Annotated in this window: 23 protein-coding genes; 10 read left to right on the top strand and 13 right to left on the bottom strand. The window is 65.9% G+C overall.

The features are described 5' to 3' along the window. Window positions 1-77: 77 nt before the first annotated feature. Entirely contained in the window at window positions 78-1,109 is a 1,032-nt protein-coding gene (dctP, locus tag HALZIN_RS0114525) for a TRAP transporter substrate-binding protein DctP (RefSeq protein WP_031384914.1), read from the bottom strand. 203 nt (window positions 1,110-1,312) lie between these two features. On the opposite strand from dctP, the gene HALZIN_RS0114520 reads away from it, so the two are divergent. Together HALZIN_RS0114520 and HALZIN_RS0114515 are read left to right on the top strand one after the other, a co-directional pair. Next, on the top strand, window positions 1,313-2,101 hold the full coding sequence (locus HALZIN_RS0114520) for a BamJ family beta-barrel-assembly machinery protein (RefSeq protein WP_051907538.1): 789 nt from the start codon (window positions 1,313-1,315) through the stop codon (window positions 2,099-2,101). Window positions 2,102-2,241: 140 nt separating this feature from the next. Then, window positions 2,242-3,156 (top strand): AEC family transporter, encoded by a 915-nt coding sequence (locus HALZIN_RS0114515; protein ID WP_031384912.1) that lies wholly within the window; start codon window positions 2,242-2,244, stop codon window positions 3,154-3,156. Between the two features lie 290 nt (window positions 3,157-3,446). Here the strand turns inward: HALZIN_RS0114515 and trmB are convergent, their stop codons facing one another. The 3 genes from trmB to thiS are packed head-to-tail and all read right to left on the bottom strand — an operon-like array spanning window position 3,447 to window position 5,244. Continuing rightward, on the bottom strand, window positions 3,447-4,178 hold the full coding sequence (trmB, locus tag HALZIN_RS0114510; protein WP_031384911.1) for a tRNA (guanosine(46)-N7)-methyltransferase TrmB: 732 nt from the start codon (window positions 4,176-4,178) through the stop codon (window positions 3,447-3,449). A 9-nt stretch (window positions 4,179-4,187) separates the two neighbouring features. After that, window positions 4,188-4,985, bottom strand: a complete 798-nt coding sequence (locus HALZIN_RS0114505; RefSeq protein ID WP_031384910.1) for a thiazole synthase — start codon at window positions 4,983-4,985, stop codon at window positions 4,188-4,190. Between the two features lie 58 nt (window positions 4,986-5,043). Further along, window positions 5,044-5,244 carry a sulfur carrier protein ThiS gene (gene thiS / locus HALZIN_RS0114500; protein WP_031384909.1) on the bottom strand — a complete coding sequence of 67 codons (201 nt, stop codon included), beginning with the start codon at window positions 5,242-5,244 and terminating at the stop codon, window positions 5,044-5,046. Window positions 5,245-5,540: 296 nt separating this feature from the next. Here thiS and HALZIN_RS0114490 point away from each other — a divergent pair, with 296 nt between their 5' ends. Continuing rightward, window positions 5,541-5,924 (top strand): DUF423 domain-containing protein, encoded by a 384-nt coding sequence (locus HALZIN_RS0114490; RefSeq protein WP_031384908.1) that lies wholly within the window; start codon window positions 5,541-5,543, stop codon window positions 5,922-5,924. 1 nt (window position 5,925) lies between these two features. Here HALZIN_RS0114490 and HALZIN_RS0114485 read toward each other — a convergent pair whose 3' ends face one another. Together HALZIN_RS0114485 and HALZIN_RS0114480 are read right to left on the bottom strand one after the other, a co-directional pair. Next, entirely contained in the window at window positions 5,926-6,348 is a 423-nt protein-coding gene (locus tag HALZIN_RS0114485) for a PaaI family thioesterase (protein WP_031384907.1), read from the bottom strand. A 255-nt stretch (window positions 6,349-6,603) separates the two neighbouring features. After that, entirely contained in the window at window positions 6,604-8,817 is a 2,214-nt protein-coding gene (locus HALZIN_RS0114480) for a malate synthase G (protein WP_031384906.1), read from the bottom strand. Window positions 8,818-9,024: 207 nt separating this feature from the next. Between HALZIN_RS0114480 and HALZIN_RS0114475 the strand changes: the two genes are divergently transcribed. The 3 genes from HALZIN_RS0114475 (at window position 9,025) to HALZIN_RS0114465 (ending at window position 11,764) form a co-directional block, all read left to right on the top strand. Continuing rightward, on the top strand, window positions 9,025-10,005 hold the full coding sequence (locus HALZIN_RS0114475; RefSeq protein ID WP_035575388.1) for an alpha/beta hydrolase: 981 nt from the start codon (window positions 9,025-9,027) through the stop codon (window positions 10,003-10,005). A 2-nt stretch (window positions 10,006-10,007) separates the two neighbouring features. After that, window positions 10,008-10,532: a hypothetical protein gene (locus HALZIN_RS0114470; RefSeq protein ID WP_051907537.1), complete on the top strand. Its 525-nt coding sequence runs from the start codon at window positions 10,008-10,010 to the stop codon at window positions 10,530-10,532. A 125-nt stretch (window positions 10,533-10,657) separates the two neighbouring features. Next, entirely contained in the window at window positions 10,658-11,764 is a 1,107-nt protein-coding gene (locus HALZIN_RS0114465) for an aminotransferase class I/II-fold pyridoxal phosphate-dependent enzyme (protein ID WP_031384903.1), read from the top strand. A gap of 187 nt (window positions 11,765-11,951) precedes the next feature. On the opposite strand, the gene HALZIN_RS0114460 is transcribed toward HALZIN_RS0114465, so the two are convergent. The 4 genes from HALZIN_RS0114460 to HALZIN_RS0114445 form a co-directional block, all read right to left on the bottom strand. Further along, the gene (locus HALZIN_RS0114460) at window positions 11,952-13,001 is read right to left on the bottom strand and encodes a sodium:calcium antiporter (RefSeq protein ID WP_031384902.1); all 1,050 of its coding nucleotides are present in this window, start codon (window positions 12,999-13,001) and stop codon (window positions 11,952-11,954) included. 15 nt (window positions 13,002-13,016) lie between these two features. Beyond that, window positions 13,017-14,459, bottom strand: a complete 1,443-nt coding sequence (locus tag HALZIN_RS0114455; protein WP_051907536.1) for an amidase — start codon at window positions 14,457-14,459, stop codon at window positions 13,017-13,019. A 108-nt stretch (window positions 14,460-14,567) separates the two neighbouring features. Further along, window positions 14,568-16,103: a YifB family Mg chelatase-like AAA ATPase gene (locus HALZIN_RS0114450; RefSeq protein ID WP_031384900.1), complete on the bottom strand. Its 1,536-nt coding sequence runs from the start codon at window positions 16,101-16,103 to the stop codon at window positions 14,568-14,570. A gap of 178 nt (window positions 16,104-16,281) precedes the next feature. Further along, complete coding sequence (locus HALZIN_RS0114445; RefSeq protein WP_035575386.1) at window positions 16,282-16,686, bottom strand: accessory factor UbiK family protein; 405 nt, start codon at window positions 16,684-16,686, stop codon at window positions 16,282-16,284. A gap of 246 nt (window positions 16,687-16,932) precedes the next feature. Here HALZIN_RS0114445 and HALZIN_RS0114440 point away from each other — a divergent pair, with 246 nt between their 5' ends. From HALZIN_RS0114440 to glnK, 3 genes are all read left to right on the top strand, one after another. Beyond that, complete coding sequence (locus tag HALZIN_RS0114440; RefSeq protein ID WP_031384898.1) at window positions 16,933-17,271, top strand: P-II family nitrogen regulator; 339 nt, start codon at window positions 16,933-16,935, stop codon at window positions 17,269-17,271. Window positions 17,272-17,309: 38 nt separating this feature from the next. Next, window positions 17,310-18,557 carry an ammonium transporter gene (locus tag HALZIN_RS0114435; protein ID WP_031384897.1) on the top strand — a complete coding sequence of 416 codons (1,248 nt, stop codon included), beginning with the start codon at window positions 17,310-17,312 and terminating at the stop codon, window positions 18,555-18,557. Window positions 18,558-18,748: 191 nt separating this feature from the next. Continuing rightward, a complete protein-coding gene (gene glnK / locus HALZIN_RS0114430) occupies window positions 18,749-19,087 on the top strand; it encodes a P-II family nitrogen regulator (RefSeq protein WP_031384896.1) in 339 nt (112 codons plus the stop codon). Between the two features lie 112 nt (window positions 19,088-19,199). On the opposite strand, the gene HALZIN_RS0114425 is transcribed toward glnK, so the two are convergent. Continuing rightward, window positions 19,200-19,976: a ferredoxin--NADP reductase gene (locus HALZIN_RS0114425; protein WP_031384895.1), complete on the bottom strand. Its 777-nt coding sequence runs from the start codon at window positions 19,974-19,976 to the stop codon at window positions 19,200-19,202. A 147-nt stretch (window positions 19,977-20,123) separates the two neighbouring features. Here HALZIN_RS0114425 and HALZIN_RS0114420 point away from each other — a divergent pair, with 147 nt between their 5' ends. Next, complete coding sequence (locus HALZIN_RS0114420) at window positions 20,124-21,050, top strand: LysR family transcriptional regulator (RefSeq protein WP_031384894.1); 927 nt, start codon at window positions 20,124-20,126, stop codon at window positions 21,048-21,050. Window positions 21,051-21,167: 117 nt separating this feature from the next. On the opposite strand, the gene HALZIN_RS0114415 is transcribed toward HALZIN_RS0114420, so the two are convergent. Together HALZIN_RS0114415 and HALZIN_RS0114410 are read right to left on the bottom strand one after the other, a co-directional pair. Beyond that, window positions 21,168-22,172 (bottom strand): sensor domain-containing diguanylate cyclase, encoded by a 1,005-nt coding sequence (locus tag HALZIN_RS0114415; RefSeq protein WP_084173610.1) that lies wholly within the window; start codon window positions 22,170-22,172, stop codon window positions 21,168-21,170. Window positions 22,173-22,206: 34 nt separating this feature from the next. Further along, complete coding sequence (locus HALZIN_RS0114410; protein WP_031384892.1) at window positions 22,207-23,004, bottom strand: alpha/beta fold hydrolase; 798 nt, start codon at window positions 23,002-23,004, stop codon at window positions 22,207-22,209.

Below are 23,004 nucleotides of genomic sequence, written 5' to 3'. Positions count from 1 at the left end.
GAAACTGCCCGGAAGCTCTCGCTTCCGGGCAGGGGGTCGACTAGCCAGCTACCCTGGCCGACGCGCGGGTCTCGCTATCAGGAGTCCTGGTTGCCGGATTGGCTCTGCTTGATCTGCTCGAGCAGGATATCCAGCGACTGCTTGCCACGCTCACCGACCAAATCGACATAGACCTGGCGAACCGGCTTGGCGAGTTCGCGGAACTTGGCGCGTTCTTCATCAGTCAGCTTGATGATGTTGATATCGCTCTTTTCCTTGATGGTATCAAGACGCTCGGTATTGAACTGGGTCTGGATGTCGTGGCCTTTCTGGACCATTTCATCCAGCGTGGTGTCGAGGGTCTGACGCTGCTCGTCGGACAGCCCTTCATACCAATCGAGGTTACCGATCAGATTGGCGATGAACTGCGACTGGTCGGCGAAGATCATGTAGTCCTGAACTTCGTAGAAGCCCATGTTCTCGTGGGCGAAAACCGGCTGGATATTGCCTTCCGCCTGGCCCTGCTGCAGAGCGCTGTACAACTCACCGTAAGCGATGGTGATCGGCGATGCGCCGTAGGCCTGGTAAGTCTTGCGCAGCAGGCTGTTGTCCATGACGCGAATCTGCAACCCCTGCATGTCTTCCGGGGTGCGGATCTCCTTGTTGGCAGTCCAGACCTGGTAACCCTCGGGCAGGGCAGCCAGCGGAACCAGATCACGCTCACGGAATGACTGCTGCCACGGATCGCTTTTCAGGAACTCATCGGAGTTGAGTATCTGCGCCGTTTGAAGCTGGTCGTTCGGCATGACGAAGTTGAGGCTCATCAGCTGGCTTTCGGGCACCGTGCCACCGAGAAAGCCCGAGCCGAAACCGATCTGTATCGAACCGTTCTGGATGGCATCGTAAAGCGCCGTGTAGTTCGACCCCCAGGATCCATAGGGGAGAAGCTGCACGGTGATGTCACCTTCGCTCTTCTCCTCGATCATCTTCTTGAATTCTTCGGCGTAGCTGTACTGAACGCTGCCTTCGGTCTCCTCGAGGCCGAAGCGCCAAGTTTCGGCGAATGCCGAAGAAGCGGTACCCACCATACCCAAGGCGGTAACACCGATCATGAAATTGCGCATTTGCATCACGTTCCCCTTTCGTTGTCGATGTTAATCCAGAGAAGAGCAAAGCCATGGCAATGTCAAGTCGGGGTCCGTAAGCGGGGATGTGCATGGATGCGGAACCTGACACGCCCTGTTAGAGTCCCACTAGCGGTTGGGCGGCTGCGAGCCATCGCCCACCGAAAGACTGTACATCGCATGCCGAACCACGATAACGAGGAGATTTCATGAAAATTCAGGTGACCGCCGTTGCCTTGACGCTACTGGCCAGCGCGCCGTGGGCCCTCGCCGCTCCCCAGAGCGACCAGCAGAAGCTCAGCTACAGCATCGGCGTAACGCTCGGCCAGAGTCTCTCCCAGGATATCCAGGACCTGGATATCGCCAGCTTCACGCAGGCCGTCGAGGACGTCTATGCCGGCGACGATCTGCAGATGAGCAAGGAGGAGATGACTCAGGCGCTGACCCAGTTCCAGCAGCAGCAGAACGCCGAACGTCAGAAGCAGGCCAAGCAGGCCGCCGAGCAGAACAAGGCCGAGAGCGAAGAGTTCCTCGCCGAAAACGCCAAGAAGGACGGCGTCAAGGTCACCGACTCGGGTCTGCAGTACAAGGTGCTCGAATCAGGTGATGGCGCCTCGCCGGATGCCAACGATACCGTCAAGGTCGATTACGAAGGCAAGCTGACCGATGGCACTGTCTTCGACAGTTCCTACGAGCGTGGCGAGCCGGTCGAGTTCCGCGTCGATCAGGTCATCCCCGGTTGGCAGGAAGCGCTGAAGATGATGAGCGTTGGCGATACCTGGATGGTCTATCTGCCGTCCGACCTGGCCTACGGCCCGGCCGGAACCGGCGGCCCGATCGGCCCTAACCAGGCACTGACCTTCAAGGTCGAGCTGCTTGACGTGACCAAGGCCGAGGCGAAGGCTTCAGGCCAGTCAGGAAACAGCCAGAGCCAGAACGAAAGCAATCAGGGTCAGGGTGATAGCGCCAACGCCGGCAATAGTGACCAGAACGGCTAAGCACGCCCAAGAGAGTCAGCCGCGAAAGGCTCGCTCACCCCCGCATGCCAGCCGTGCGGGGGTTTTTTGTGGATCTCCGCGTGATGAGGGTCAAGGCATCAAGCCACGGCGCCCGGCCTCGCAGCAAGAAGGAGAGTTCGATGAGCAGCGTTCAAGGCGCCCTGGGTCCGCTGTTTCTATTGATCCTGCTGGGCGCCCTGCTCGGCTGGCGACGCCTGCCCGGCGGCGATTTCTGGGTGCAGATGGAGCGCCTGATCTATTTTCTGCTGTTTCCCGCCATGCTGGTTTCCACGCTGGCCACCGCCGATGTCTCCCAGGTTCCGGTGGGTCGCGTGGCCATCGTGCTGCTGGGTGCCATCGCCGGCTTCGCGGTCGCGCTGTGGTGGGCCCGTCCCGCGCTGGGACTCGACGCGGCGGCGTTCACGTCGGTGTTCCAGGGCGCATTGCGCTTCAATACCTACGTCGGCGTTGCCGGTGCGGCTGCCCTGCATGGCAACGCCGGGGCGACGGTCGCCGCGGTGGCGGTGGCGCTGATGGTGCCGGTGGTCAACGTACTGTGCGTGGCGTGCTTCATCGCCGCCGGCACCCTGGGCCCGTCGAGCCTTGCCAAGAGCTTCGCGGCGCTGACCCGCAACCCGCTGATCCTGGCCTGTCTCATTGGCATTGCCCTCAATTTATCGGGCCTTGGGCTGCCGGGGTGGAGCGAGCAGGCCGTCGGCCTGCTGGGTCGCGCCGCACTGCCACTCGGCCTGGTGGCGGTGGGCGTGGCACTGCGGCCACGTGCGCTGGCGCGCCTCGATCGCGGCGTGTGGAGCGCCAACCTGGTCAAGCTGGTGTTGATGCCGGCCCTGGTGCTGGCGCTGGCCTGGCTGACCGGGCTCGACCCGGTCAGCCGTGACGTCGCATTGCTCTTCGCCGCCCTGCCCACCGCCACCTCGGCCTATATCCTGGCGCGCCAACTGGGCGGTGATGCCGAATTGATGGCGGCGCTGATCACTGGCCAGACGCTACTCGCCATGCTCAGCCTGCCGGCCTGGCTGGCGCTGACCGGCTAGCGCGAATCCGGCGGCCGGCGATTGGCGCGAGGACTTGTTGAAAATATGTCTCTTTTAGATTGACAGAACAAATGAGAACTATTACCTTTTGATTGTGGCGTTTGCCAAAGCGCCACGGACCATCGCAGCGAATGTCAGGTTCCTGCCATGGTTATCTCCTCATCAAGCTAGTCACGGTCTTACAGCCGCCCTCCCGGGCGGTTTTTTTATCGAGCGCCGCCCCTGTCAGACGCATGAAAAGGCCGCTCGATGAGCGGCCTCGGGACGGCATGCAGCGGCGGCGGTTTTTCTCAATCGGTCCGCGCGAAAAGCAGGTCCCAAACGCCATGACCGAGCTTCGCGCCGCGGCTTTCGAACTTGGTCAGCGGGCGAAACGCGGGGCGCGCCACGTAATCGCCCTCGGCCGCGGTGTTGCGATAGCCGGGGGCCGCGGCCATGACCTCGGACATGTGTTCGGCATAGGCTTGCCAGTCGGTGGCCATGTGCAGCGTGCCGCCGGGCTTGAGCCGGGTGCGCACCAGCTCGACGAAGGTCGGCTGGACGATGCGCCGCTTGTGATGCTTCTTCTTCGGCCAGGGATCGGGGAAGAATAGCTGCAGACCGTCGAGGCTGGCCTCGGGGATGCACCGGGACAGCACCTCCAGGGCATCCTCGCGATACACCCGCAGGTTGCTCAATTGGCGCTTGTCGGCCTCGTCGAGCAGCTTGCCCACCCCCGGGGCGTGCACCTCGATACCGATGAAGTCGGTTTCCGGGTGGGCCTGCACCTGTTCGATCAGCGAGGCGCCCATGCCGAAGCCGATCTCCACCACCCGCGGCGCGGCGCGCCCGAACAGGGCATCGAGATTCAGCGGGCCATCGACGACGCTCAGTCCCAGACGCGGCCAGACCTCCTCGAGGCCGCGGGTCTGGGCGACGGTCATGCGCCCGGCGCGCAGCACATAGCTCTTGATGCCGCGCCGCGGACGCGAATCGCCGGCTGACGAGGTCTCGCTCTCGACGCTCAAAGGGTTGTCACTCATCTCATGCACTCAGGAGTTGATCCGCCCGCTGACCGGCGATGACGCCTCGGCGCGCGAGCGCCGCGGCATGCGCTCGGCAAGGAAGGCCTCGCGGCCGGCCTCGATGGCCTTCTTCATGGCCCCGGCCATGACGATCGGGTGGCGGGCGTGAGCGATCGCCGAGTTCATCAGCACCCCGGCGCAGCCCATCTCCATCGCCAGCGCCGCGTCGGAGGCGGTGCCGATGCCGGCGTCGACCAGCACCGGCACGCTGGCGTTGTCGACGATCAGCGCCAGATTCGCCGGGTTGAGCAGGCCATGGCCCGAGCCGATCAGTGAGCCCAGCGGCATTACCGCGCTACAGCCGAGCGCCTCGAGTTCGCGGGCGACGATCGGATCGTCGCTGGTGTAGACCATCACCTCGAAGCCGTCGCGGACCAGCTCGTCGGCGGCCTTGAGCGTCTCGACCACGTTGGGATACAGCGTCTGGTCGTCGCCCAGCACCTCGAGCTTGACCAGGTTGTGGCCGTCGAGCAGTTCCCGCGCCAGCTTGCAGGTCCGTACGGCGTCCTTGGCGGTATAGCAGCCGGCGGTATTGGGCAGCAGCGTGTAACGCTCGGGGGACACGGCGTCGAGCAGGTTGGGCTCGTCGGGACTCTGGCCGAGATTGGTGCGGCGCACGGCGAAGGTGACGATCTCGGCGCCGCTGGCGGCGACCGCCGCCGCGGTCTCGTCGAGATCGCGGTACTTGCCGGTGCCGACCAGCAGCCGCGAATGGAACGTACGTTCGGCGACCCGCCAAGGCCGGTCGAGTTGAAGGTCGGTCATAATGGCTCCGAGAGTAGTCGCGGTGGCCTGCGCACCTGCGGTCGTCCTGCCGCGGCGATCAACCACCGCCGATGGCGTGGACCACTTCGACCCGGTCGCCGTCGGCCAGCCGGGTCGCGGTGTGCTGGCTGCGCGGCACGATCGCTTCGTTGACCTCGATCGCGATGCGCCGCCCCGTCAGGCCCAGCGTCGCGACCAGGTCGTCGAGGGTCGGTTCGCCGTCGAGCGTATGGCGCTGGCCATTGAGCTGAATCTGCATGACGTCTGTGCATCCAATGATCAAAGCGTTAACGGCCCGTTCCGAAGACGGGCCATCATTTTAACGCCAAACGTTGCCGCAGACATCCCGCAATCAGATATCTCGCGGCGGCCAGACATCGCTATCGACCTGTTCGGGCTCGTTGCGCACCTTGGGATCGAATACCGGCTCGCCAGGCGGGTCGACGGGCGGCATCATAGCGAGCCACATCGACGACGAAAGCCTCGGTGCTTTGCGCGGCCGACCGGATGCGCTTTCACGGCCTATATGATTCACCAAGTCAGGAGTGCTTCGCCATGCCCCATCGGTTTACCTGGATTGGCGTCGCGCTGAGCGGTTTGCTCGGCGTGGCCGCCGGCGCGTTCGGTGCCCACGGCCTGCAGGGGGACGTCGCGCCGGGTCTGCTCGAGACCTTCGACACGGCCGTGCGCTACCAGGTCTGGCATACCCTGGCGATGCTCGGGGTATTGGTCTGGCGTCAGATCCAGCCGCTGCGCGGTCAGCGCCTGGTGCTGGCGCTGTGGGCTTCGGGAGCCGCGCTGTTCTCGGGCTCGCTGTACCTGCTGGTGCTGACCGGTGCTCGCTGGCTGGGGCCGGTCACGCCGCTGGGTGGGCTGCTGCTGATGGCTGGCTGGCTGGCGCTGGCGGTCTGCGCCGGGCGGGCTCGCCCGGCGAGATGATTCAGTCGTCCTCGTCCTGATCGGGCAGTACGTAGGTCGCCGTGACCAGCGCCACCGGCTGATCGTCGCCGGCCGAGAACAGCTCGACCTCGCCCACCGCCAGGCGCCGGCCGAGCTTGACCAGCCGGGCATTGGCGATCAGGTCGCGATCGCCGCGAGCACGGCGCAGAAAGTGGCAGTTCAGGTCGCTGGTCACCGCCATCGCCTCGGGACCGATCTGAGCGAGGATCGCCACGTATAGACAGACATCCGCCAACGCCATCATGCTCGGCCCGGAGACACAGGCGCCGGGACGCAGATGCTCGTCCTCGATCGCCAGGCTCATGGTGGCGCGCATCTCGTCGACCCCTTCGATGGTGCCCTGACGATGGGGGAATACCTCGTCGAGAAATTCCTCGATGGCGGCGGCGGTCATTACGGTCATGGCTTTCTCCTGGCGGGCTCGATGACGCTCGGCGGTTGCGCCCACGATAGCGCAAGCGCCGAGCGCCGCACAGACCGCGAGCCGCGAGCATCAGGATACCCCCTACCCATTGCTAGCAGCTCATAACCCATAGCCCCGTGGGAGGGAACTTGTTCCCGATGGAGCCAATTCATCGCGAATAAATTCGCTCCCACCCGCTCAGGCCTGCATAGCCCGTAGCCCGTAGCCCGTAGCCCGTAGCCCGTAGCCCGCAGCTCAGGATTTCGCCTTGTGCACGGCGCGCCAGTGATGCAAGAGCGGCTCGGTATAACCGGCCGGCTGGCTGCGACCCTTGAAGATCAGGTCGGAGGCGGCCTGGAAGGCGCTGGAGTCGGCCAGATGGGCAGTCATCGGGGTGTATTCCGGGTCGCCGGCGTTCTGGTCGTCGACCACCTTGGCCATGCGTTCCAGCGTCTCGCGTACCTGAGCCTCGCTGACCACGCCATGGTAAAGCCAGTTGGCGATGTGCTGGCTGGAAATGCGCAGTGTGGCGCGGTCCTCCATCAGGCCGACGTCGTGGATGTCGGGTACCTTGGAGCAGCCCACGCCGTGCTCGACCCAGCGCACCACGTAGCCGAGAATGCCCTGGCAGTTGTTGTCGAGCTCCTGCTGGATCTCATCGCGGCCCCAGTCGGCGCGTTCGACCACCGGCACCGTCAACAGGTCGTCGAGCAGGTCGCCTTCGCCCTGGCGCTCGAGTTCCTGCTGGACGGCGTCGACGTCGATCTGGTGATAATGCAGCGCGTGCAGTACCGCGGCGGTCGGCGACGGTACCCAGGCGGTATTGGCGCCAGCCTTGGGATGGCCGATCTTCTGCTCGAGCATCGCCGCCATCTTGTCGGGCATCGCCCACATGCCCTTGCCGATCTGGGCGCGTCCGCGCAGGCCGCAGGTCAGCCCGACCTGGACGTTGTTCTTTTCGTAGGCGGCGATCCACGCCGCACCCTTCATGTCGCCCTTGCGCAGCATCGCCCCGGCTTCCATGGCGGTATGCATCTCGTCGCCGGTGCGATCGAGGAAGCCGGTATTGATGAATGCCACCCGCGAGCGCGCCGCATCGATGCAGGCCTTGAGATTGACGGTGGTGCGCCGTTCCTCGTCCATGATGCCGATCTTCAGCGTGTCGCGGGCCATGCCCAGCACATCCTCGATGCGCGAGAACAGCTCGTTGGCGAACGCCACTTCCTGGGGGCCGTGCATCTTGGGCTTGACGATGTAGACCGAGCCGGTACGGCTGTTTCTCATCGCGGCGCCGTCAGTGGCGCCCGAAGCCGCGCTCGCGTTTTTGTCGGCCTTGTTAAGATCGTGCAGCGCGATCAGGCTGGTCACCAAACCGTCGAGGATGCCCTCGGGGATCTCGTTGCCGTCGCCGTCGAGCACCGCCGGGGTGGTCATCAGATGGCCGACGTTGCGCACGAACAGCAGCGAGCGCCCGGGCAGGCTCAGCGCGCTGCCATCGGCCGCACGGTACTCGCGGTCGGGGCTCAAGCGGCGGGTGAAGGTCTTGCCGCCCTTGTCGATGGTCTCGGTAAGATCGCCGCGCATCAGCCCCAGCCAGTTGGCGTAGACGCCGACCTTGTCCTCGGCATCGACCGCCGCCACCGAGTCCTCGCAGTCCATGATGGTGGTCACCGCCGCCTCGAGCGCCACGTCCTTGACGTGCGCCGGGTCGGTCTTGCCGATGGCGTGCTCGGCGTCGAACTGAATTTCCAGGTGCAGGCCATGATTGGCGAGCAGCACCGCCGTCGGTGCGCTGGCCTCGCCCTGATAGCCGAGGAACTGGTCGGGGCGCTTGAGGCCCACGTCGCGCCCGTCTTTCAAGGTCACCGTGAGATGGCGGCCGCTGACGCTGTAGCGCTGGGCGTCGCGATGCGAGCCTTCGGCCAGCGGCGCCGCCTGGTCGAGCACGTTGCGTGCGTAGCCGATGACCTTCTCGCCGCGCTTGGGGTTATAGCCGCCGCTTTTCTCGGCGCCACCCTCCTCGCCGATCACGTCGCTGCCGTAGAGTGCATCGTAGAGGCTGCCCCAGCGCGCGTTGGCGGCATTGAGGGCGTAGCGGGCGTTGCTCATCGGCACCACCAGCTGCGGGCCGGCCTGTACGGCGACCGCGGCGTCGACATTGCGGGTGGTGGCCGCGACGCTGCTTGGCGGATCGACCAGGTAGCCGATCCGCTTGAGGAAGTCCCGGTAACTGCGTAGATCGCGGACCGGCCCGGGGTGTGCCTTGTGCCACGCATCCAGCTCGCCCTGCAGGCGCTCGCGTTCGGCGAGCAGTTCGCGGTTCCTGGGAGTCAGATCGTGTACCAGCGCATCGAGCCCGGACCAGAAGTCGTCGGGATCGACCCCGCTGTCGGGCAACGCGGCCTCGTTGAGGAAGCGATCGAGTTCGGCGGCCACCTGAAGGCGGTGACGTGTGACACGTTGAGTCATGGCAAGCTACCTCCTGCTGCACTGCATGACGCCGTCGCGATGCGATGGCCCTTCATGCGGTAATTGTGGAAATACATTCCACACATTAGCTCAGAAAATCCCGCAAGGGGCAAGCGAGCAGGGCCAATGAGCGTCATCGGTTAGCGACACAAGGCCTGCGCTGGTTCACAATCGACGCTAGCATGGAGGCGTACAACAAGGAGCCCAATGAGCCAATTCGAATCCCTACAGGCCCTCGGACCGCTGGCGCGGATAAGCGCTTTGCCGCCGCGCGCGTTGAGCGACTACCTGGCGCACTATCGTCTGGCGCCGCTGCTCGATCGCCGGGTCGGCCTCTACGCCGGGTTCGTCGACACCGAGCGTTACCGGCTGTGGGCGCAGGTATGGACACCCGAGCAACCGTGCGGCACGGCCTTCGTCGTGCACGGGTATTTCGATCATCTGGGGCTCTACCGCCACCTGCTCGAACGGCTGCTCGACCAGGGCTGGCGCGTGGTGCTGTGGGACCTGCCGGGGCATGGCCTGTCCAGCGGGGCGCGCGCGACCATCGACGACTTCGAGGACTACGGCGCCTGCCTGCAGGCGCTGCAGCGTCAACTCACCGGCGAGGACCTGGCGCCTCACCCCTGGGTGGGCATCGGCCAGAGTACCGGCGCAGCGATCCTCGCCACCGACGCGCTGGGTCGCGGCACGGCCTCGCCCTGGCAGGGGCTCGCCCTGCTCGCGCCGCTGGTGCGGCCATGGGGCTGGCCGCAGTCGAGCTGGCTGCATCGTCTGGCCAGCCCGTTCATCCGCTCGATCCCGCGGAGCTACCAGGCCAACTCCAACGACGCCGACTTCGCCGCCTTTCTGCGCGAAAGCGACCCCCTGCAGCCCGACCGTCTGACGTTGACCTGGGTCACCGCGATGCGCCGCTGGATGAGCCATATGCTGGCGCTGCCGGCCAGCGACCTGCCGGTGCTGATCCTGCAGGGCGAGCAGGACCTGACCGTCGACTGGGCATGGAATCTCGAGGTGCTGACCGGCAAGTTTCCCCAGGCGCGGGTGGTCCGCCATCCCGAGGCGCGTCACCATCTGGTCAACGAGTCGGCGTTCATCCGCGAGCCGCTGTTCGACGAGCTCGACGCATTTCTCGCCGGCTTTCACGGCGCCCCGGCCGCGGCCGATCACCCCACCACGACGCCCTGAACATGTCTCGATACCATGCTCGACATTTACCGACGCCGCGCGCGCCAGGATGGCTCATCGCGCTGTTGATCGCGCTGGCTCTAAGCGGCTGCGCGAGCGACCCGGGCCCGCCCAGGACCGCCCGTCAGGCGCTCTACGGGCTGGGCGAACGTGCCGCCGAGGCGACCCTTGCCGCGCCGGTGTGGCGGGTGCCGGAGGGCGAACGCGTACTGTTGCTCGCCCCGACCGAGGTCGATGCCGCGCTGTCGATTGAACCCGAGCAATTCGGCGAAACCCTGACCCGCGCCCTGCTGGCCGTCGATGCGGGCCCCCAGGTGCTCGACTGGATGCCGGACAGGGCCACTCGCGATGTACCGGACAATCAATGGTTGCTGGAAAGCCGCCTGATCGCCGAAGGCCCGGCGCTGACGCTCTCCGACCGCCGGCTGCTGCCCTACCGGCTGGAACTCGCGCTGCGCCGGCCCGGCAACGACGAACCCCGCTGGCAGCAGACGCTCACCGGCGCGCTCGATGCCTCGGCGCTATAGGAGCGCGCCCGCAACCGCGCCAAACGCGCCTTCAGCGCTTTTTTCAGGCCGGTAGCCGAGTCACAATGGCTTCAGCGGAACCCCTCGCCCGCGCCGCGTCACGTTCGCCAAAACAAGGAGCCGCCATGTCGCGTTACGCTCGCCACCTACTGGGCCGCCAGGGACCGACCAACCCCTTCCCGGGCCTCAAGGCCCTGGAGCGGCGCCTGGGGCGCCGCATCCCTCATCGTCTGGGCTCCAACGAGGGGCTCGACATGCCGCACCGGGCATTGACGGCGCGCTTCGGCGACGAATTCGCCGAACTCGCCCGCGGCTACGGCGACGCCGAAGCGCTCGGCGTCCGTCAGCGCCTGGGCGATGCGCTGGGCAGCCCGCTTGAGTCGCTGCTGGTCGACGCCGGCGCCGACAGCCTGATCGCGCTGACGCTGCGCGCCTGCTGCGAGCCCGGCAGCCCGGTGATCGCCAGCGCTGGCACCTACCCGACCTTCGGCTACTTCGCCGCAGGCCAGGGTTGTCGGTTGAGCGAAGTCGCCTACCAGAACGCTCCCGGGCTGCTCGCCCCCGATCTCGAGGCGCTTGCCGAGCGGGCGCATCGCGAAGACGCGCATCTCGTGTATCTGGCCAACCCCGACAATCCCGGCGGCCACCTGCACGACGACGCTGCGGTGCTCGCCCTGCGCGACGCCCTGCCCGATAGCTGCACGCTGCTGCTCGACGAGGCCTATCACGACTTCCGCCGGGATGCCGCGGCGCCCTCGGCGGGTGCGGTGTGGCCCGGGGCGATCCGCCTGCGCACGTTCTCCAAGGCCCACGGACTGGCGGGGCTGCGCATCGGCTACGCGATCGCCGAGCCCGAGGCCCTGGCCATGCTGGCCAAGGTACGCATCCACTATGCCGTCTCGTCGCTGGCGCTGAGCGCCGCCGAGACCGTGCTCGACAACCCCGACGAGACTCGCGCCCACGTCGACACGGTCATCGCCTGCCGCGAGCGCCTCACCGAGCGCTTGCGCGGTCTGGGCGGCGACGTGCCGCCCAGCGACACCAACTTCATCGCCGTGCGTCTCGCCGACGCCGAGCGGGCTGCCAGCATCCATCGCCAGTTGCTCGATGCCGGCACCCTCGTCCATCGCCCCGCTCACCCGGCGCTCGGCCATGTGCTGCGCATCAGTACCCTCGCCGCCGCCCTCGAACCGGGGCGCCTGGGCGCGCTGGAGGGCGCGCTGACGGCGTGACGCCACCCGGCTCAGAGGATGTCTACGAAACAGGCGAACAATGGCAAGACAAGGCGAAATTGAACGAAAAAGCGCACTGGGCTCGCACGCGAGTTTACAGATAGTAAATGAGTATTTTGATCGGACTCGCGCTCGAGGATAATTTCAACGCCGTATTGCCGAGTGCAGCCCTTTTGTAAGCATCCTCTCAACCGCCGTTGGCGCCGCCGAACACCACCATGGCCACACCGGCCAGATAAAGGCCGATAATGGTCACGCTCTCGAAGCCGATGCGTCCCGGGCCATGCTTCTCGCGGCGCACCAGGCCCATGATCAACACCCCGGTCATGACCATCGACAGCGCCACCCACAGCAGCGTCTGGTTGGAGATGGCGTGATAGATCGAGCCCTCGCGATAGGCGATGTCCGACATCGCGGTAAACAGCGTGTCGTAGGCATTGCCGCCGATGATGCCTCCCACGGCCAGCGTCAGGGCCCCGCGCCGCACCGCTGTCACCGAGGTCACCAGCTCCGGCAGCGAGGTGGTGATCGACGTCAGCAGTACCCCGACGGCGACCTGGCCGAGCCCGGTCTCCTCGGCGATCACCGTCGCCGAGCGTTGCAGCAGCCACCCGGCGACCCCCAGGATCAACGCCATGATCAGAAACGACGTCCACAGGGAGGCCAGCGAGCGCTGCTGGAGCGCCTCGTCGGGCACATCCTCGCGCGTCTCGCGGGTGCGGGCGGGCATCCACATCGGCGCGGTACGCGCCTCGTTGACGATGCGCAGCCCGTAGGCATAGCCCACCACCATCAGCGGCGTGATCGGATGGATGCCCCACAGCGTCCACTCCGGCGAGAAGCTGCCCACCAGGATCAGCGACAGCATGCAGACCAGCAAGGCGCCCTGCATCAGGTTGCCGATGGAGGCGGCCGCATGCTCGAGATTGACGCGCCGCAGGAACATGTCGGCGACGGTGAGAAACAGCGTCTGTACGGCGATGCCGCCCACGGCGTTGCTCACCGCGAGTTCGGCCTGGCCGGCCCAGCCCGCTGTCACCGAGAGGACGCTGCCCGACAACGAGGTCGTCGCGCCCAGCAGCAGGGCGCCGGCGATGGCCTCGCCCAGGCCGGTGCGATCGGCGAGGTCGTCGACCACATGGGTCAGGCGCGTACCGATCACGCCGATCACCAGCGCACAGAGGCAGAACAGGCCGATGCTCCAGGCCAGCGGCAGATTCGTGAGGGACAGCGGCATGGCGTGGCTTCTCCGTCAGCCGCGAGGCGTGGCGACGCCCGGCGTGGCGACGCCCGGCACGTCGGGGAAATGCGTCGGCACCGCATCCATATACGCGCGGCAGGCACGCAGCACGGTGCGATCGCGAAAGCGTGCCCCCACCAGTTGGCAGCCGATCGGCAACCCCTCCCGGCTGAATCCGCAGGGGATCGATGCCGCCGGCTGGCGCGTCAGGTTGAACGGATAGCTGAATGGCGTCCAATCCATCCAGTCCTGCATGCTGCTGCCATCCGGGACTTCGAGGCCGGCGGTGAATGGCAGAACGGCGACGCTGGGCATCAGGAACAGGTCGAATTCGTCACGAAAGCGGGCTTCGAAGCGCGAGGTCAGGACCCACCGGGCCTCTTCCGCCGCGTGCACGTCATTGGCATCGAAGCCCTCGCCGCGCCAGGCGTTCTTCAGCAGCCCCTCGCTGATCAAGTGACGCTGGGCCTCGGTCAGCTGATAGCACAGCCGCCAGGTGGTGGAAAACCACAGTACCTTGAATGCCTCGCCCGCCTCATGCAGATCAAGATCGCTGGGCACGACCTCGGCGCCCAGCTCGCTGAGCGTATGCGCCGCTCGCTCGATCGCCGCGGTGATCTGCGGATCGACCCCGACCCGGCGCGCCTTGGTGATCAGACCGATGCGCAGCCCCGAAAGCGTCTGTCGGGTGGTCTCCCTCCAGTCCGCCGGCGCCGCGGCGACGGCATAACTGTCGCGAGAGTCGTAGCGGCCGATGACGTTGAGCATGCGGATCGCGTCGTCGACCGTGCGCGTGATCGGCCCGATATGCGACATCGACGGCAATGAACAGGGCGGCCACTGCGGCACCAGCCCGAAGGTCGACTTGAAGCCGAACGTGCCGGTGAAGGCGGCGGGGATGCGGATCGAGCCGCCGGAATCGCCGCCCTGATGCAGCACGCCCAGGTTCAGCGCGCAGGCCGCGGCGGCGCCCCCCGACGAGCCGCCGGGGGTAAGCTGCGTATTCCAGGGGTTGCAGGTGATGCCGGTCAGCGGGCTGTCGGTAACGCCTTTCCAGCCGAATTCGGGAGTGGTGGTCTTGCCCAGGATGACGGCGCCGCCTTCGCGCATCCGCCGTGCCGGCGGCGAATCCTCCGCGCACGGCGCGGGATCGGAGATCAGCGTGCCTTCACGGGCGGGCATGCCGCGCACCCGGGTCAGGTCCTTCATCGTCACCGGCAGCCCGTCCACCGGGCTCAGCGGCTCGCCGCGCCGCCAGCGGGCTTCGGCGTCGCGGGCGGCGGCCATCGCGCCCTGGTGATCGACATGACAGAAGGCGTTGATCGCGGGGTTGTGGCGATCGATACGCGCCAGCGCGTTCTCGACCGCCTCCACCGGCGAGAGCCGGCCCCGCTCGTAGGCGTCAATCAGAGCGGCGGCATCCATCGCTGCAAGATCGCTATCCGTGCTGTTCATCGAACCTCCTTGGCGTTGGCGTGGCTGACGCTTAATGGCGCAGAAGCCGTCAGCGATCCACAAGGGCCAACCCTGGCCCCTGGCTATCAGCTTAGCGTGACACCGATGTCATGGACTACTCGCCGTGGCAGGCCGATCGCGACCGCTGCGCAGGCGATCGAGCTGACGGTAGCCGATCGCTTCGAGCAGCTGGCTGCGCCCCGGGTGCGGCTCGCCGGCCAGGTCGGCCAGCGTCAGCGCCACCCGCAGCACGCGATGATAGGCGCGCGCCGAGAGCTTGAGCCGAGTCAGCACGTCGGCCAGCCAGGCGCGCTCGGTGTCGCTCAGCGCACAGGCTGCCTCGAGCTCGGGGCCCGGCAGGCGTGCGTTGAGAAAGCCCCGGGCGCGTTGCCGCTCGCGGGCCGCCAGCACTCGCTCGCGAACCTGCACGGAGCTTTCGCCACGGGTATCGGCGGTGAGCTGGTCGGGCGGGATTGCCGGCACTTCGACCTGCAGATCGATGCGATCGAGCAGCGGACCGGAAAGCCGCCCCTGGTAGCGCTGCACCTGGGCCGGGGTGCACACGCAAGTCTGGCGCGGGTCGCCCAGGTGCCCGCAGGGACACGGGTTCATCGCCGCCACCAGCTGGAAACTGGCCGGAAAGCTGCGTTGCTGGCTGGCCCTCGCGATATGGATCTGCCCCGATTCCAGCGGCTCGCGCATCACCTCGAGCACGCTGCGGTCGAATTGCGGCAGCTCGTCGAGAAACAGCACTCCTTGATGCGCCAGCGAGATCTCGCCGGGGCGCGGCCGCGAACCGCCGCCGACCAGCGCCACGCCGCTGGCGGTGTGGTGCGGCGAGCGAAACGGCCGCTCACCCCAGCGTTCGAGCAGGTCGAGCCCGCACACCGAGCGGATCGCCGCGACCTCGAGCGCCTCGTCGGGCGACAGCGGCGGCAGAATGCCCGGCAGGCGGCTGGCGAGCATGGTCTTGCCGGTGCCCGGCGGGCCCGAGAACAGCAGGTTGTGGCCGCCCGCCGCCGCGACCTCCAGCGCCCGGCGCGCCTGGTACTGACCGCGCACGTCGGCCAGATCGGCCAGCGGCTGCTCGGGCAGCGTCGGCGTCGTCACCCAATGCGGTTCGAGCCGGGCCTGGCCCAGCAGATGGGCGACCACCTGGGAAAGGTGCTCGGCGGGCAGCACCTGCAGGTCGCCGGCCAGCGCGGCCTCGTCGGCGTTACCTGCGGCGACCAGCAATCCGCGCCCCCGTGCCTTGACCGCCAGCGCCGCCGGCAGCACCCCGGTAACCGGACGCAGCCGGCCGTCGAGGGCCAGCTCGCCAAGACACTCCACTCCCTCGAGGGCGGTGGCCGGCACCTGCTCGGAGGCCACCAGGATGCCCAGCGCAATGGGCAGGTCGAAGCGTCCGCCTTCCTTGGGCAGGTCGGCCGGTGCCAGGTTGATGGTGATGCGTCGTGTGGTGGGAAACTCGAAGCCGGCGTTGAGCAGTGCGCTGCGCACCCGCTCACGGCTCTCGCGAACCGCGGTTTCCGGCAGGCCGACCAGGGTCATGCCTGGCAGGCCGTTGGACAGATGGACTTCGACCAGGACCTCGGGCGCGTCCAGCCCCAGCCCCGCACGCGTGGTGATGATGGCTAATGCCATGGCCGCTCCTTGCCCGGCGGATGCTCAAGCGACGTCGCATGCCAAGTTTCTCGTTCACCTTCCAGAAACGATAGCGACCCCGCACCCAGTGCCTGTTCCAGCCTGTTCATTGATACAGGCCTAGTGATACAGATCGGCGCGGGGACTGCAAGTCTCGAGGCCAACGCAAGAGACCGCGCTATGGCGGCTTGGGCGATGAGGCGTCGGTATCCTCGGGGGGCGCCGTACCCTTGGCGGATGATGTATTTCCGGAAGCGGTCTTGCTGGACGCTGCCGTGTCCTCGGGTGGCGCTGCCGTGTCGGCGGCGACCATCGCCGGCGATCCCGGCGCGCCGGCACTGTCGTCGAGACTGGCTTCGAGCGCGGCGACCTGCTTTTCCAGCGACTCGACCCGTGCCCGGGTGCGCTGAAGCACATCCATCAGGATGTCGAAGTCCTCGCGGGTCACCAGCTCCATGCGATCGAAGGCTCCACGCATCACGTTATGCACGTTGCGCTGGATCTCTTCGGGCGCGTGAGAGGCATCCTGAAGGCGCTCGCCCAGCTGCTGGGCGAGGCGGCTGATCCGTTCGCTACTGATCATCGGCCCACTCCTTGTTGCGGTTCTCCTCAGCATACGCAAGGCAATTCGACAACGCATGCCCTGTTATGGCGCATCGCTGCGGCAGCGGCGCACCAAAACGGTGATTGGCAGTGCAGCAAAGCGATTCACTGCACCATAAGACTGACCGGATGGCAGTTCAGATCTATGAAATTACTACAGAAAAAACGAACTGGCACGGCTTGCGCTTGATAGCTTCAGGCGCAAGCCGACAACGGGAGACAAGGGATGAAACTCATCACCGCCATCATAAAGCCATTCAAGCTCGACGACGTTCGGGAGGCGCTCGCCGATAACGGCGTGCAGGGCATCACCGTCACCGAGGTCAAGGGCTTCGGTCGTCAGAAAGGGCATACCGAACTCTACCGGGGTGCCGAGTACGTGGTCGATTTCCTGCCCAAGGTGAAGATCGAGATCGCAGTCGACGACAGCCGTGTGGAAGGCGTGCTCGAGGCCGTCAGCCAGGCCGCCAACAGCGGCAAGATCGGCGACGGCAAGCTGTTCGTCACGCCGCTTGAAGACGTCATTCGTATTCGCACCGGCGAACGCGGGGCCGACGCCGTTTGAGGCGCGGGGCCATTCCTGAATTCAGCGAGACTATAACGATGACAGAGCTCAATTACGCGCTCGATACATTCTACTTCCTCATCAGTGGCGTGCTGGTGATGTGGATGGCCGCCGGCTTCGCGATGCTGGAAGCGGGCCTGGTACGCTCGAAGAACACCGCAGAAATCCTGACCAAGAACGTCGTGCTGTTCGCTATCGCCTGCACGATGTATCTGGTGGTCGGCTACTACATCATGTATTCGAGCAGCGCCGGCGGTTTCCTGCCCAGCCTCGGCTTTCTGATCGGCAGCGAGAACGGCGTCGATGCAGTCTTGAGTGGCGGCGATGACGCGCCCTACTACTCGGCGCGTGCCGACTTTTTCTTTCAGGTGGTGTTCGTGGCGACCGCCATGTCGATCGTCTCGGGCGCCGTCGCCGAGCGCATGAAGCTGTGGGCGTTCCTGGCCTTCGCGGTGGTGATGACCGCGGTCATCTACCCCATCGAGGGCTACTGGACCTGGGGCGGTGGCTGGCTCTCCGAACTGGGCTATTCCGACTATGCCGGCTCCGGCATCGTTCATCTGGCCGGCGCCTCCGCCGCATTGGCCGGCGTGCTGGTGCTCGGGCCGCGCAAGGGCAAGTACGGCAAGAACGGCGCCATCTACGCAATCCCCGGCGCCAACATGCCTCTGGCCGCGCTGGGCACCTTCATCCTGTGGATGGGCTGGTTCGGCTTCAATGGCGGCTCCGAATTGAAGGTCTCCGACGTCGCTTCCGCCAACAACGTGGCTCAGGTACTGCTCAACACCAATGCGGCCGCCGCCGGCGGCGTCATCGCCGCGCTGATCCTGGCCAAGGTCTGGTTCCGCAAGGCCGACCTGACCATGGCGCTCAACGGCGCGATCGCCGGTCTGGTATCGATCACCGCCGATCCGCTGTCACCCAGCGCCCTGGGTGCGACGCTGATCGGTGCCGTCGGCGGCCTGCTGGTGGTGTTTGCCATCGTCGGCCTCGACAAGCTCAAGCTCGACGACCCGGTCGGTGCTATCTCGGCCCACGGCGTGGCCGGCATCTGGGGCGTGATGGTGGTGCCCGTCAGCAACGCCGATGCTTCCTTCGGCGCGCAGTTGATCGGCACGATCGGCATCTTCGCCTGGGTCTTTATCGCCAGCCTGGTCGTATGGCTGATCATCAAGGCGATCATGGGCGTGCGGGTCAGCGAAGAGGAAGAATACGAAGGCGTCGACCTGGCCGAATGCGGTCTCGAAGCCTACCCCGAGTTTACCGCCGGCGGCGGCAACAAGTGAGCGTGTCCGGGCTCGACAAGCGAGCCCCGGCGCAACGAGTGAGCTGGCGTGCTCCCCTGGCCCCCTTCGGGGGGTCTTTTTTATTCCGATAGCGAGCGGTGTATGCTTGATAGCAAATTGACCGACGCAAACCGGGGCCGCGCGGCCGTCAGGCGCGCGACGATACCCGCATCCTAGCGAGGAGTACGAGCATGAAACTGGTGACCGCCATCATCAAGCCGTTCAAGCTGGACGATGTCCGTGAAGCGCTGTCCGAAATCGGCGTTCAGGGCATCACCGTGACCGAGGTCAAGGGCTTCGGTCGCCAGAAGGGCCACACCGAGCTGTATCGCGGCGCCGAATACGTGGTCGACTTCCTGCCCAAGGTCAAGCTGGAAGTCGCCGTCGACGATGCCATGGCCGAGCAGGTCATCGAAGCCATCACCCAGGTTTCCAACACCGGCAAGATCGGCGACGGCAAGATCTTCGTCTCGCCGCTCGAGCAGGTCATCCGGATTCGTACCGGCGAGACCGGCAAGGATGCGGTCTAAGCGCGAAGCTATAAGCCAAAATAGCACCACAACCACTAGCCAAGTCAAAAGCAAAAAGCTTTTGACTTGGCTTTTTCTTACGGCTTATGGCTTACAGCTCCGGCGAAGCCGGTTACTTCTCGACGAACGCCCGCTCGATCACGTAGTCGCCGGGCTCGCCCATGCGCGGCGAGATCTTGAAGCCCAGGTCGTCGAGCAGCGCGCTGGTCTCGTCGAGCATCGCCGGGCTGCCGCAGATCATCGCCCGGTCCTGCTTGGGATCGAGCGGCGGCAGACCGGTGTCCTCGGCGAGCTTGCCGCTGCGGATATGGTCGGTGAGCCGGCCCATGGTGTGGAACTCCTCGCGGGTCACCGTGGGGTAGTAGACCAGCTTCTCGCTGATCTCCTCGCCGAGGTATTCGTGCGCCGGCAGTTCCTTGCCGATGAAATCGGCGTAGGCGAGTTCGCTGACGCTGCGCACGCCGTGAATCAGCACGATCTTGTCGAAGCGCTCGTAGGCCTCGGGGTCCTGGATCAGGCTCATGAACGGCGCCAGGCCGGTGCCGGTAGAGAGCATGTAAAGATTGCGGCCCGGCAGCAGGTCGTCGGTGACCAGCGTGCCGGTGGGCTTGCGGCTGACCATGATCTGATCGCCGACCTTGAGGTGCTGCAGGCGCGAGGTCAGCGGACCGTCGGGCACCTTGATGCTGAAGAACTCGAGGTGATCCTCGTAGTTGGGGCTGGCGATCGAGTAGGCGCGCATCAATGGCTTGCCGGCGACTTCCAGGCCGATCATCACGAATTGCCCGTTCTTGAAGCGCAGGCTGCGTTCACGCGTGGTGCGGAAGCTGAACAGGGTGTCGTTCCAGTGATGGACGCTCAGCACTTCTTCCAGGGCAAACTTGCTCATCGAAGCCTCCAAATATATTCCATAAAAGCATAAAAAAGCGTTAATTTCGTTACCGTCATTCTAAGTCGGTAGTGATTATCTGTTAAATGGGTTGTCTGGATAACGCTTATCGGCAATATTGATATGGCACTTGCCATCGAGACTCCCATGCGTTACACCCTGCGCCAGCTCGAAGTCTTCGTCGCCGTCGCTCAGCAACAGAGCGTATCGCGCGCCGCCCGCGAACTGGCACTCTCGCAATCCGCCGCCAGCACCGCGCTCGCCGAGCTCGAACGGCAGTTCGATTGCCAGTTGCTCGACCGCATCGGCAAGCGCCTCAAGCTCAACGCGCTGGGCTTTCAACTGCTGCCCAAAGCGGTGGCCTTGCTCGACCGCGGCGAAGAGATCGAGGAGTTGCTGCGTGGCCAGCGCGGCGTCGGCTCGCTGGATGTCGGCGCCACGCTGACCATCGGCAATTACCTGGCGACCCTGTTGATCAGCGACTTCATGCAGCGCCATCCCGGCAGCCGGGTGCGCCTGCAGGTGCGCAATACGGTGTCGATCATCGAGCGCATCGTTCAGCACGAGCTCGACCTGGGGCTGATCGAGGGCGATTGCCAGCATGCCGACGTCGTCATGCAGCCCTGGGTCGAAGACGAGTTGACGGTCTTCTGCTCGCCGCGCCACCCGCTGGCCGGTGCCGCCGATGTCTCGCTCGAGCGGTTGCTGCGTGAGGCCTGGATCATGCGCGAGCAGGGCTCGGGGACCCGGCTGACTCTTGAACAGGCCACCCGTCATCGCCGTGGGCGGTTCAACATCCTGCTCGAGCTCGAGCACACCGAAGGCATCAAGCGTGCGGTCGAGTCCGGTCTGGGCATCGGCTGCGTCTCGCACCTTGCGCTGCGCGACGCCTTTCGCCGCGGCAGCCTGGTGCCCATCGCCACTCCGCAGCTCGATCTCAAACGCCAGTTCGCGTTCATCTGGCATCGCCACAAGTACCTGAGCACCGGCATGCGCGAATTCCTGCGGCTGTGCCAGCAGATGACCGAAGGCGCCCGGCGCAGCGACGAGATCGAGCTGCCGAGCATTCCCTGAGTCGCCGACACGGAATCCGCGCATGTGCAAGCATCCGGGATCGATTCCGCGGCAACGCTTGACGCAGCGCCCCGTGGCGGCGAGCGGGCGAGCGTCTATAACCCTGGCGGACGCCGATCAACGCGTCGGAGCAGGCTCCAGGCCCAGCAGGGCAGCATGCAACACGCGATCGCGACCGTCATGCTTGGCGGCGTAGAGGGCATCGTCGGCGCGCCGGTAGAGCGAATCGCTGCCATCGCCAGGCTGGTGATTGGCGATGCCGGCGCTGACGGTCACCGCGGCGACCGACCAGGCATGCTCGCGCACCGCCCGACGCAAGCGCTCGAGCGCCCCCAACGCCTGTTCCGGTGAGGCCCCGGGCAAGAAGATCGCGAACTCCTCGCCGCCGATGCGAAACAGCAGGTCCTGGTCGCGAAAGACACGCTGCATGAGCAGGGCGAGCTCCATCAGCACCTGGTCCCCCGCCGCATGTCCGAGACTGTCGTTGATCGTCTTGAAAAGGTCGATGTCCAGCAACGCCAATGCGAAAGGTCCAGCGGCCGGCCCTGCCCGGGTGCGCTCGGTCAATGCTTCGCTGAAGGCGCGGCGATTCTTGAGTCGCGTCAGCCCGTCGCTGTAGGCGTGCGCCTCCAGGTGCCGGTTCTGGCGAGACAGCTCCTGATGGTGCGCCTCGAGCTCCGCCTGGAGACGCTGCAACTCGTCTATCGCCAGCTGCTTTTCATCAAGTGCCGCTTCGGCCGCCTCGCGCGCCGCGATCAGTTCTCCTTCGAGACCGCTCCTGCGCGGGACCGGCGTCAGCGACCAATGGACACACGCCTGGTCCAGGTACTCGGCGGTCCGGAAACCGCCCAGCACCGGCAGCGTTTGCTCGTCAGGCGTGGCGAGTGCCAGCTGAATTTCATCGCCTTGCTGATGGCGTTCGACGCTGAGCGCCACATGCCAGTGGTAGAAGGCACGCGCCGCGGGCGTCAGCAGGTCGGCAAAGCACGTCCCGGCCAGATCCGCGCGGCCCAGCCAGTCCTCGATCCGGGCGTTGACGGCCAGCACCCATCCCTCACGGTCGGTCACCAGCATGCCACAGGGGGACTCGTCCCAGTATGCCGCAACCTGTTTCGCTTGCATCGTGGTTTCCTCGGAGCGCCGGTCGCGCCTCGCGCTACAGATGCGCCCGCAACCGCTCGGCCAGCAATGCAGGATCGCTCATGTGCGGATAATGCCCACGACACGGCAGCCACTCGAGGCGGGCATCGGGAATGTTGGCGTGCAGGTATTCGGCCGCCTGGGGTGGCACCACCGCATCCTCGTCGGTGTGCATCACCAGCGTGGGGATCGTCAGTTGCCCCAGCGCATCGCGGGTGTCGCTGTAGAAGGTGACCTCGGCGAACTGGCGGGCGATGCGCGCGTCATTGGCCAGGAACTGGTTGCGCAGGTGACGCTCGGCGACATCCTTGCGCTGCGAACCGATGACGTTGGCCGCCATCGAGCCCGCCCAGGCGAAGTAGTTCTGCTCCATCATCGTCAGCAGTTCGCCGAGTTGCGCCGCGTCGAAACCGCCCCGGTAATCGGGAGGGTCGTCCAGATAACGGCTGGAGGCGCAGAGCATCACCAGTTGCCGGAAACGCTGCGGCGCCTCGATGGCCGCCAGCATGGCGATGATGCCGCCGATCGAGTGGCCGACCACGGTGACGGCTTGGTCCCCGAGCGCCGCGCAGACCGCCAGCAGATCCTCGGCATACCCCTGCAGGGCGGCGTGCCGGTGCCGGCTATAGACGGTCTTGAGGGCGCGACCACAGCCGGCCTGATCGTAGCGAGCTACCCGCCAATCGGGCTCGAAGGCGCGAACCAGCGGTACCCAGACCCGCTGATCGCAACCGAAACCATGCAGCAACAGCAGCGTGCGCTCGCCCTGCCCGGTGATGGTCACGCTGTGTCGGTCGAGTATCGATGCGGCCAT

Origin of the sequence: Halomonas zincidurans B6, from assembly GCF_000731955.1 — a bacterium.
GTDB lineage: Bacteria > Pseudomonadota > Gammaproteobacteria > Pseudomonadales > Halomonadaceae > Modicisalibacter > Modicisalibacter zincidurans.
The sequence above is the reverse complement of the archived record's forward strand: the minus strand, read 5'-3'. Positions and strand labels throughout refer to the sequence as shown.

Coding starts and splice junctions, on each gene's coding strand:
- HALZIN_RS0114455 (WP_051907536.1), bottom strand. CDS start 14,459: ATGAACAGCACGGATAGCGATCTTGCAGCGATGGATGCCGCCGCTCTG.
- HALZIN_RS0114440 (WP_031384898.1), top strand. CDS start 16,933: ATGAAACTCATCACCGCCATCATAAAGCCATTCAAGCTCGACGACGTT.
- HALZIN_RS0114470 (WP_051907537.1), top strand. CDS start 10,008: ATGTCTCGATACCATGCTCGACATTTACCGACGCCGCGCGCGCCAGGA.
- HALZIN_RS0114415 (WP_084173610.1), bottom strand. CDS start 22,172: ATGCAAGCGAAACAGGTTGCGGCATACTGGGACGAGTCCCCCTGTGGC.
- HALZIN_RS0114515 (WP_031384912.1), top strand. CDS start 2,242: ATGAGCAGCGTTCAAGGCGCCCTGGGTCCGCTGTTTCTATTGATCCTG.
- HALZIN_RS0114420 (WP_031384894.1), top strand. CDS start 20,124: ATGCGTTACACCCTGCGCCAGCTCGAAGTCTTCGTCGCCGTCGCTCAG.
- HALZIN_RS0114480 (WP_031384906.1), bottom strand. CDS start 8,817: ATGACTCAACGTGTCACACGTCACCGCCTTCAGGTGGCCGCCGAACTC.
- dctP (WP_031384914.1), bottom strand. CDS start 1,109: ATGCAAATGCGCAATTTCATGATCGGTGTTACCGCCTTGGGTATGGTG.
- HALZIN_RS0114465 (WP_031384903.1), top strand. CDS start 10,658: ATGTCGCGTTACGCTCGCCACCTACTGGGCCGCCAGGGACCGACCAAC.
- HALZIN_RS0114520 (WP_051907538.1), top strand. CDS start 1,313: ATGAAAATTCAGGTGACCGCCGTTGCCTTGACGCTACTGGCCAGCGCG.
- glnK (WP_031384896.1), top strand. CDS start 18,749: ATGAAACTGGTGACCGCCATCATCAAGCCGTTCAAGCTGGACGATGTC.
- HALZIN_RS0114505 (WP_031384910.1), bottom strand. CDS start 4,985: ATGACCGACCTTCAACTCGACCGGCCTTGGCGGGTCGCCGAACGTACG.
- HALZIN_RS0114490 (WP_031384908.1), top strand. CDS start 5,541: ATGCCCCATCGGTTTACCTGGATTGGCGTCGCGCTGAGCGGTTTGCTC.
- HALZIN_RS0114410 (WP_031384892.1), bottom strand. CDS start 23,004: ATGGCCGCATCGATACTCGACCGACACAGCGTGACCATCACCGGGCAG.
- thiS (WP_031384909.1), bottom strand. CDS start 5,244: ATGCAGATTCAGCTCAATGGCCAGCGCCATACGCTCGACGGCGAACCG.
- HALZIN_RS0114450 (WP_031384900.1), bottom strand. CDS start 16,103: ATGGCATTAGCCATCATCACCACGCGTGCGGGGCTGGGGCTGGACGCG.
- HALZIN_RS0114485 (WP_031384907.1), bottom strand. CDS start 6,348: ATGACCGTAATGACCGCCGCCGCCATCGAGGAATTTCTCGACGAGGTA.
- HALZIN_RS0114445 (WP_035575386.1), bottom strand. CDS start 16,686: ATGATCAGTAGCGAACGGATCAGCCGCCTCGCCCAGCAGCTGGGCGAG.
- trmB (WP_031384911.1), bottom strand. CDS start 4,178: ATGAGTGACAACCCTTTGAGCGTCGAGAGCGAGACCTCGTCAGCCGGC.
- HALZIN_RS0114460 (WP_031384902.1), bottom strand. CDS start 13,001: ATGCCGCTGTCCCTCACGAATCTGCCGCTGGCCTGGAGCATCGGCCTG.
- HALZIN_RS0114435 (WP_031384897.1), top strand. CDS start 17,310: ATGACAGAGCTCAATTACGCGCTCGATACATTCTACTTCCTCATCAGT.
- HALZIN_RS0114425 (WP_031384895.1), bottom strand. CDS start 19,976: ATGAGCAAGTTTGCCCTGGAAGAAGTGCTGAGCGTCCATCACTGGAAC.
- HALZIN_RS0114475 (WP_035575388.1), top strand. CDS start 9,025: ATGAGCCAATTCGAATCCCTACAGGCCCTCGGACCGCTGGCGCGGATA.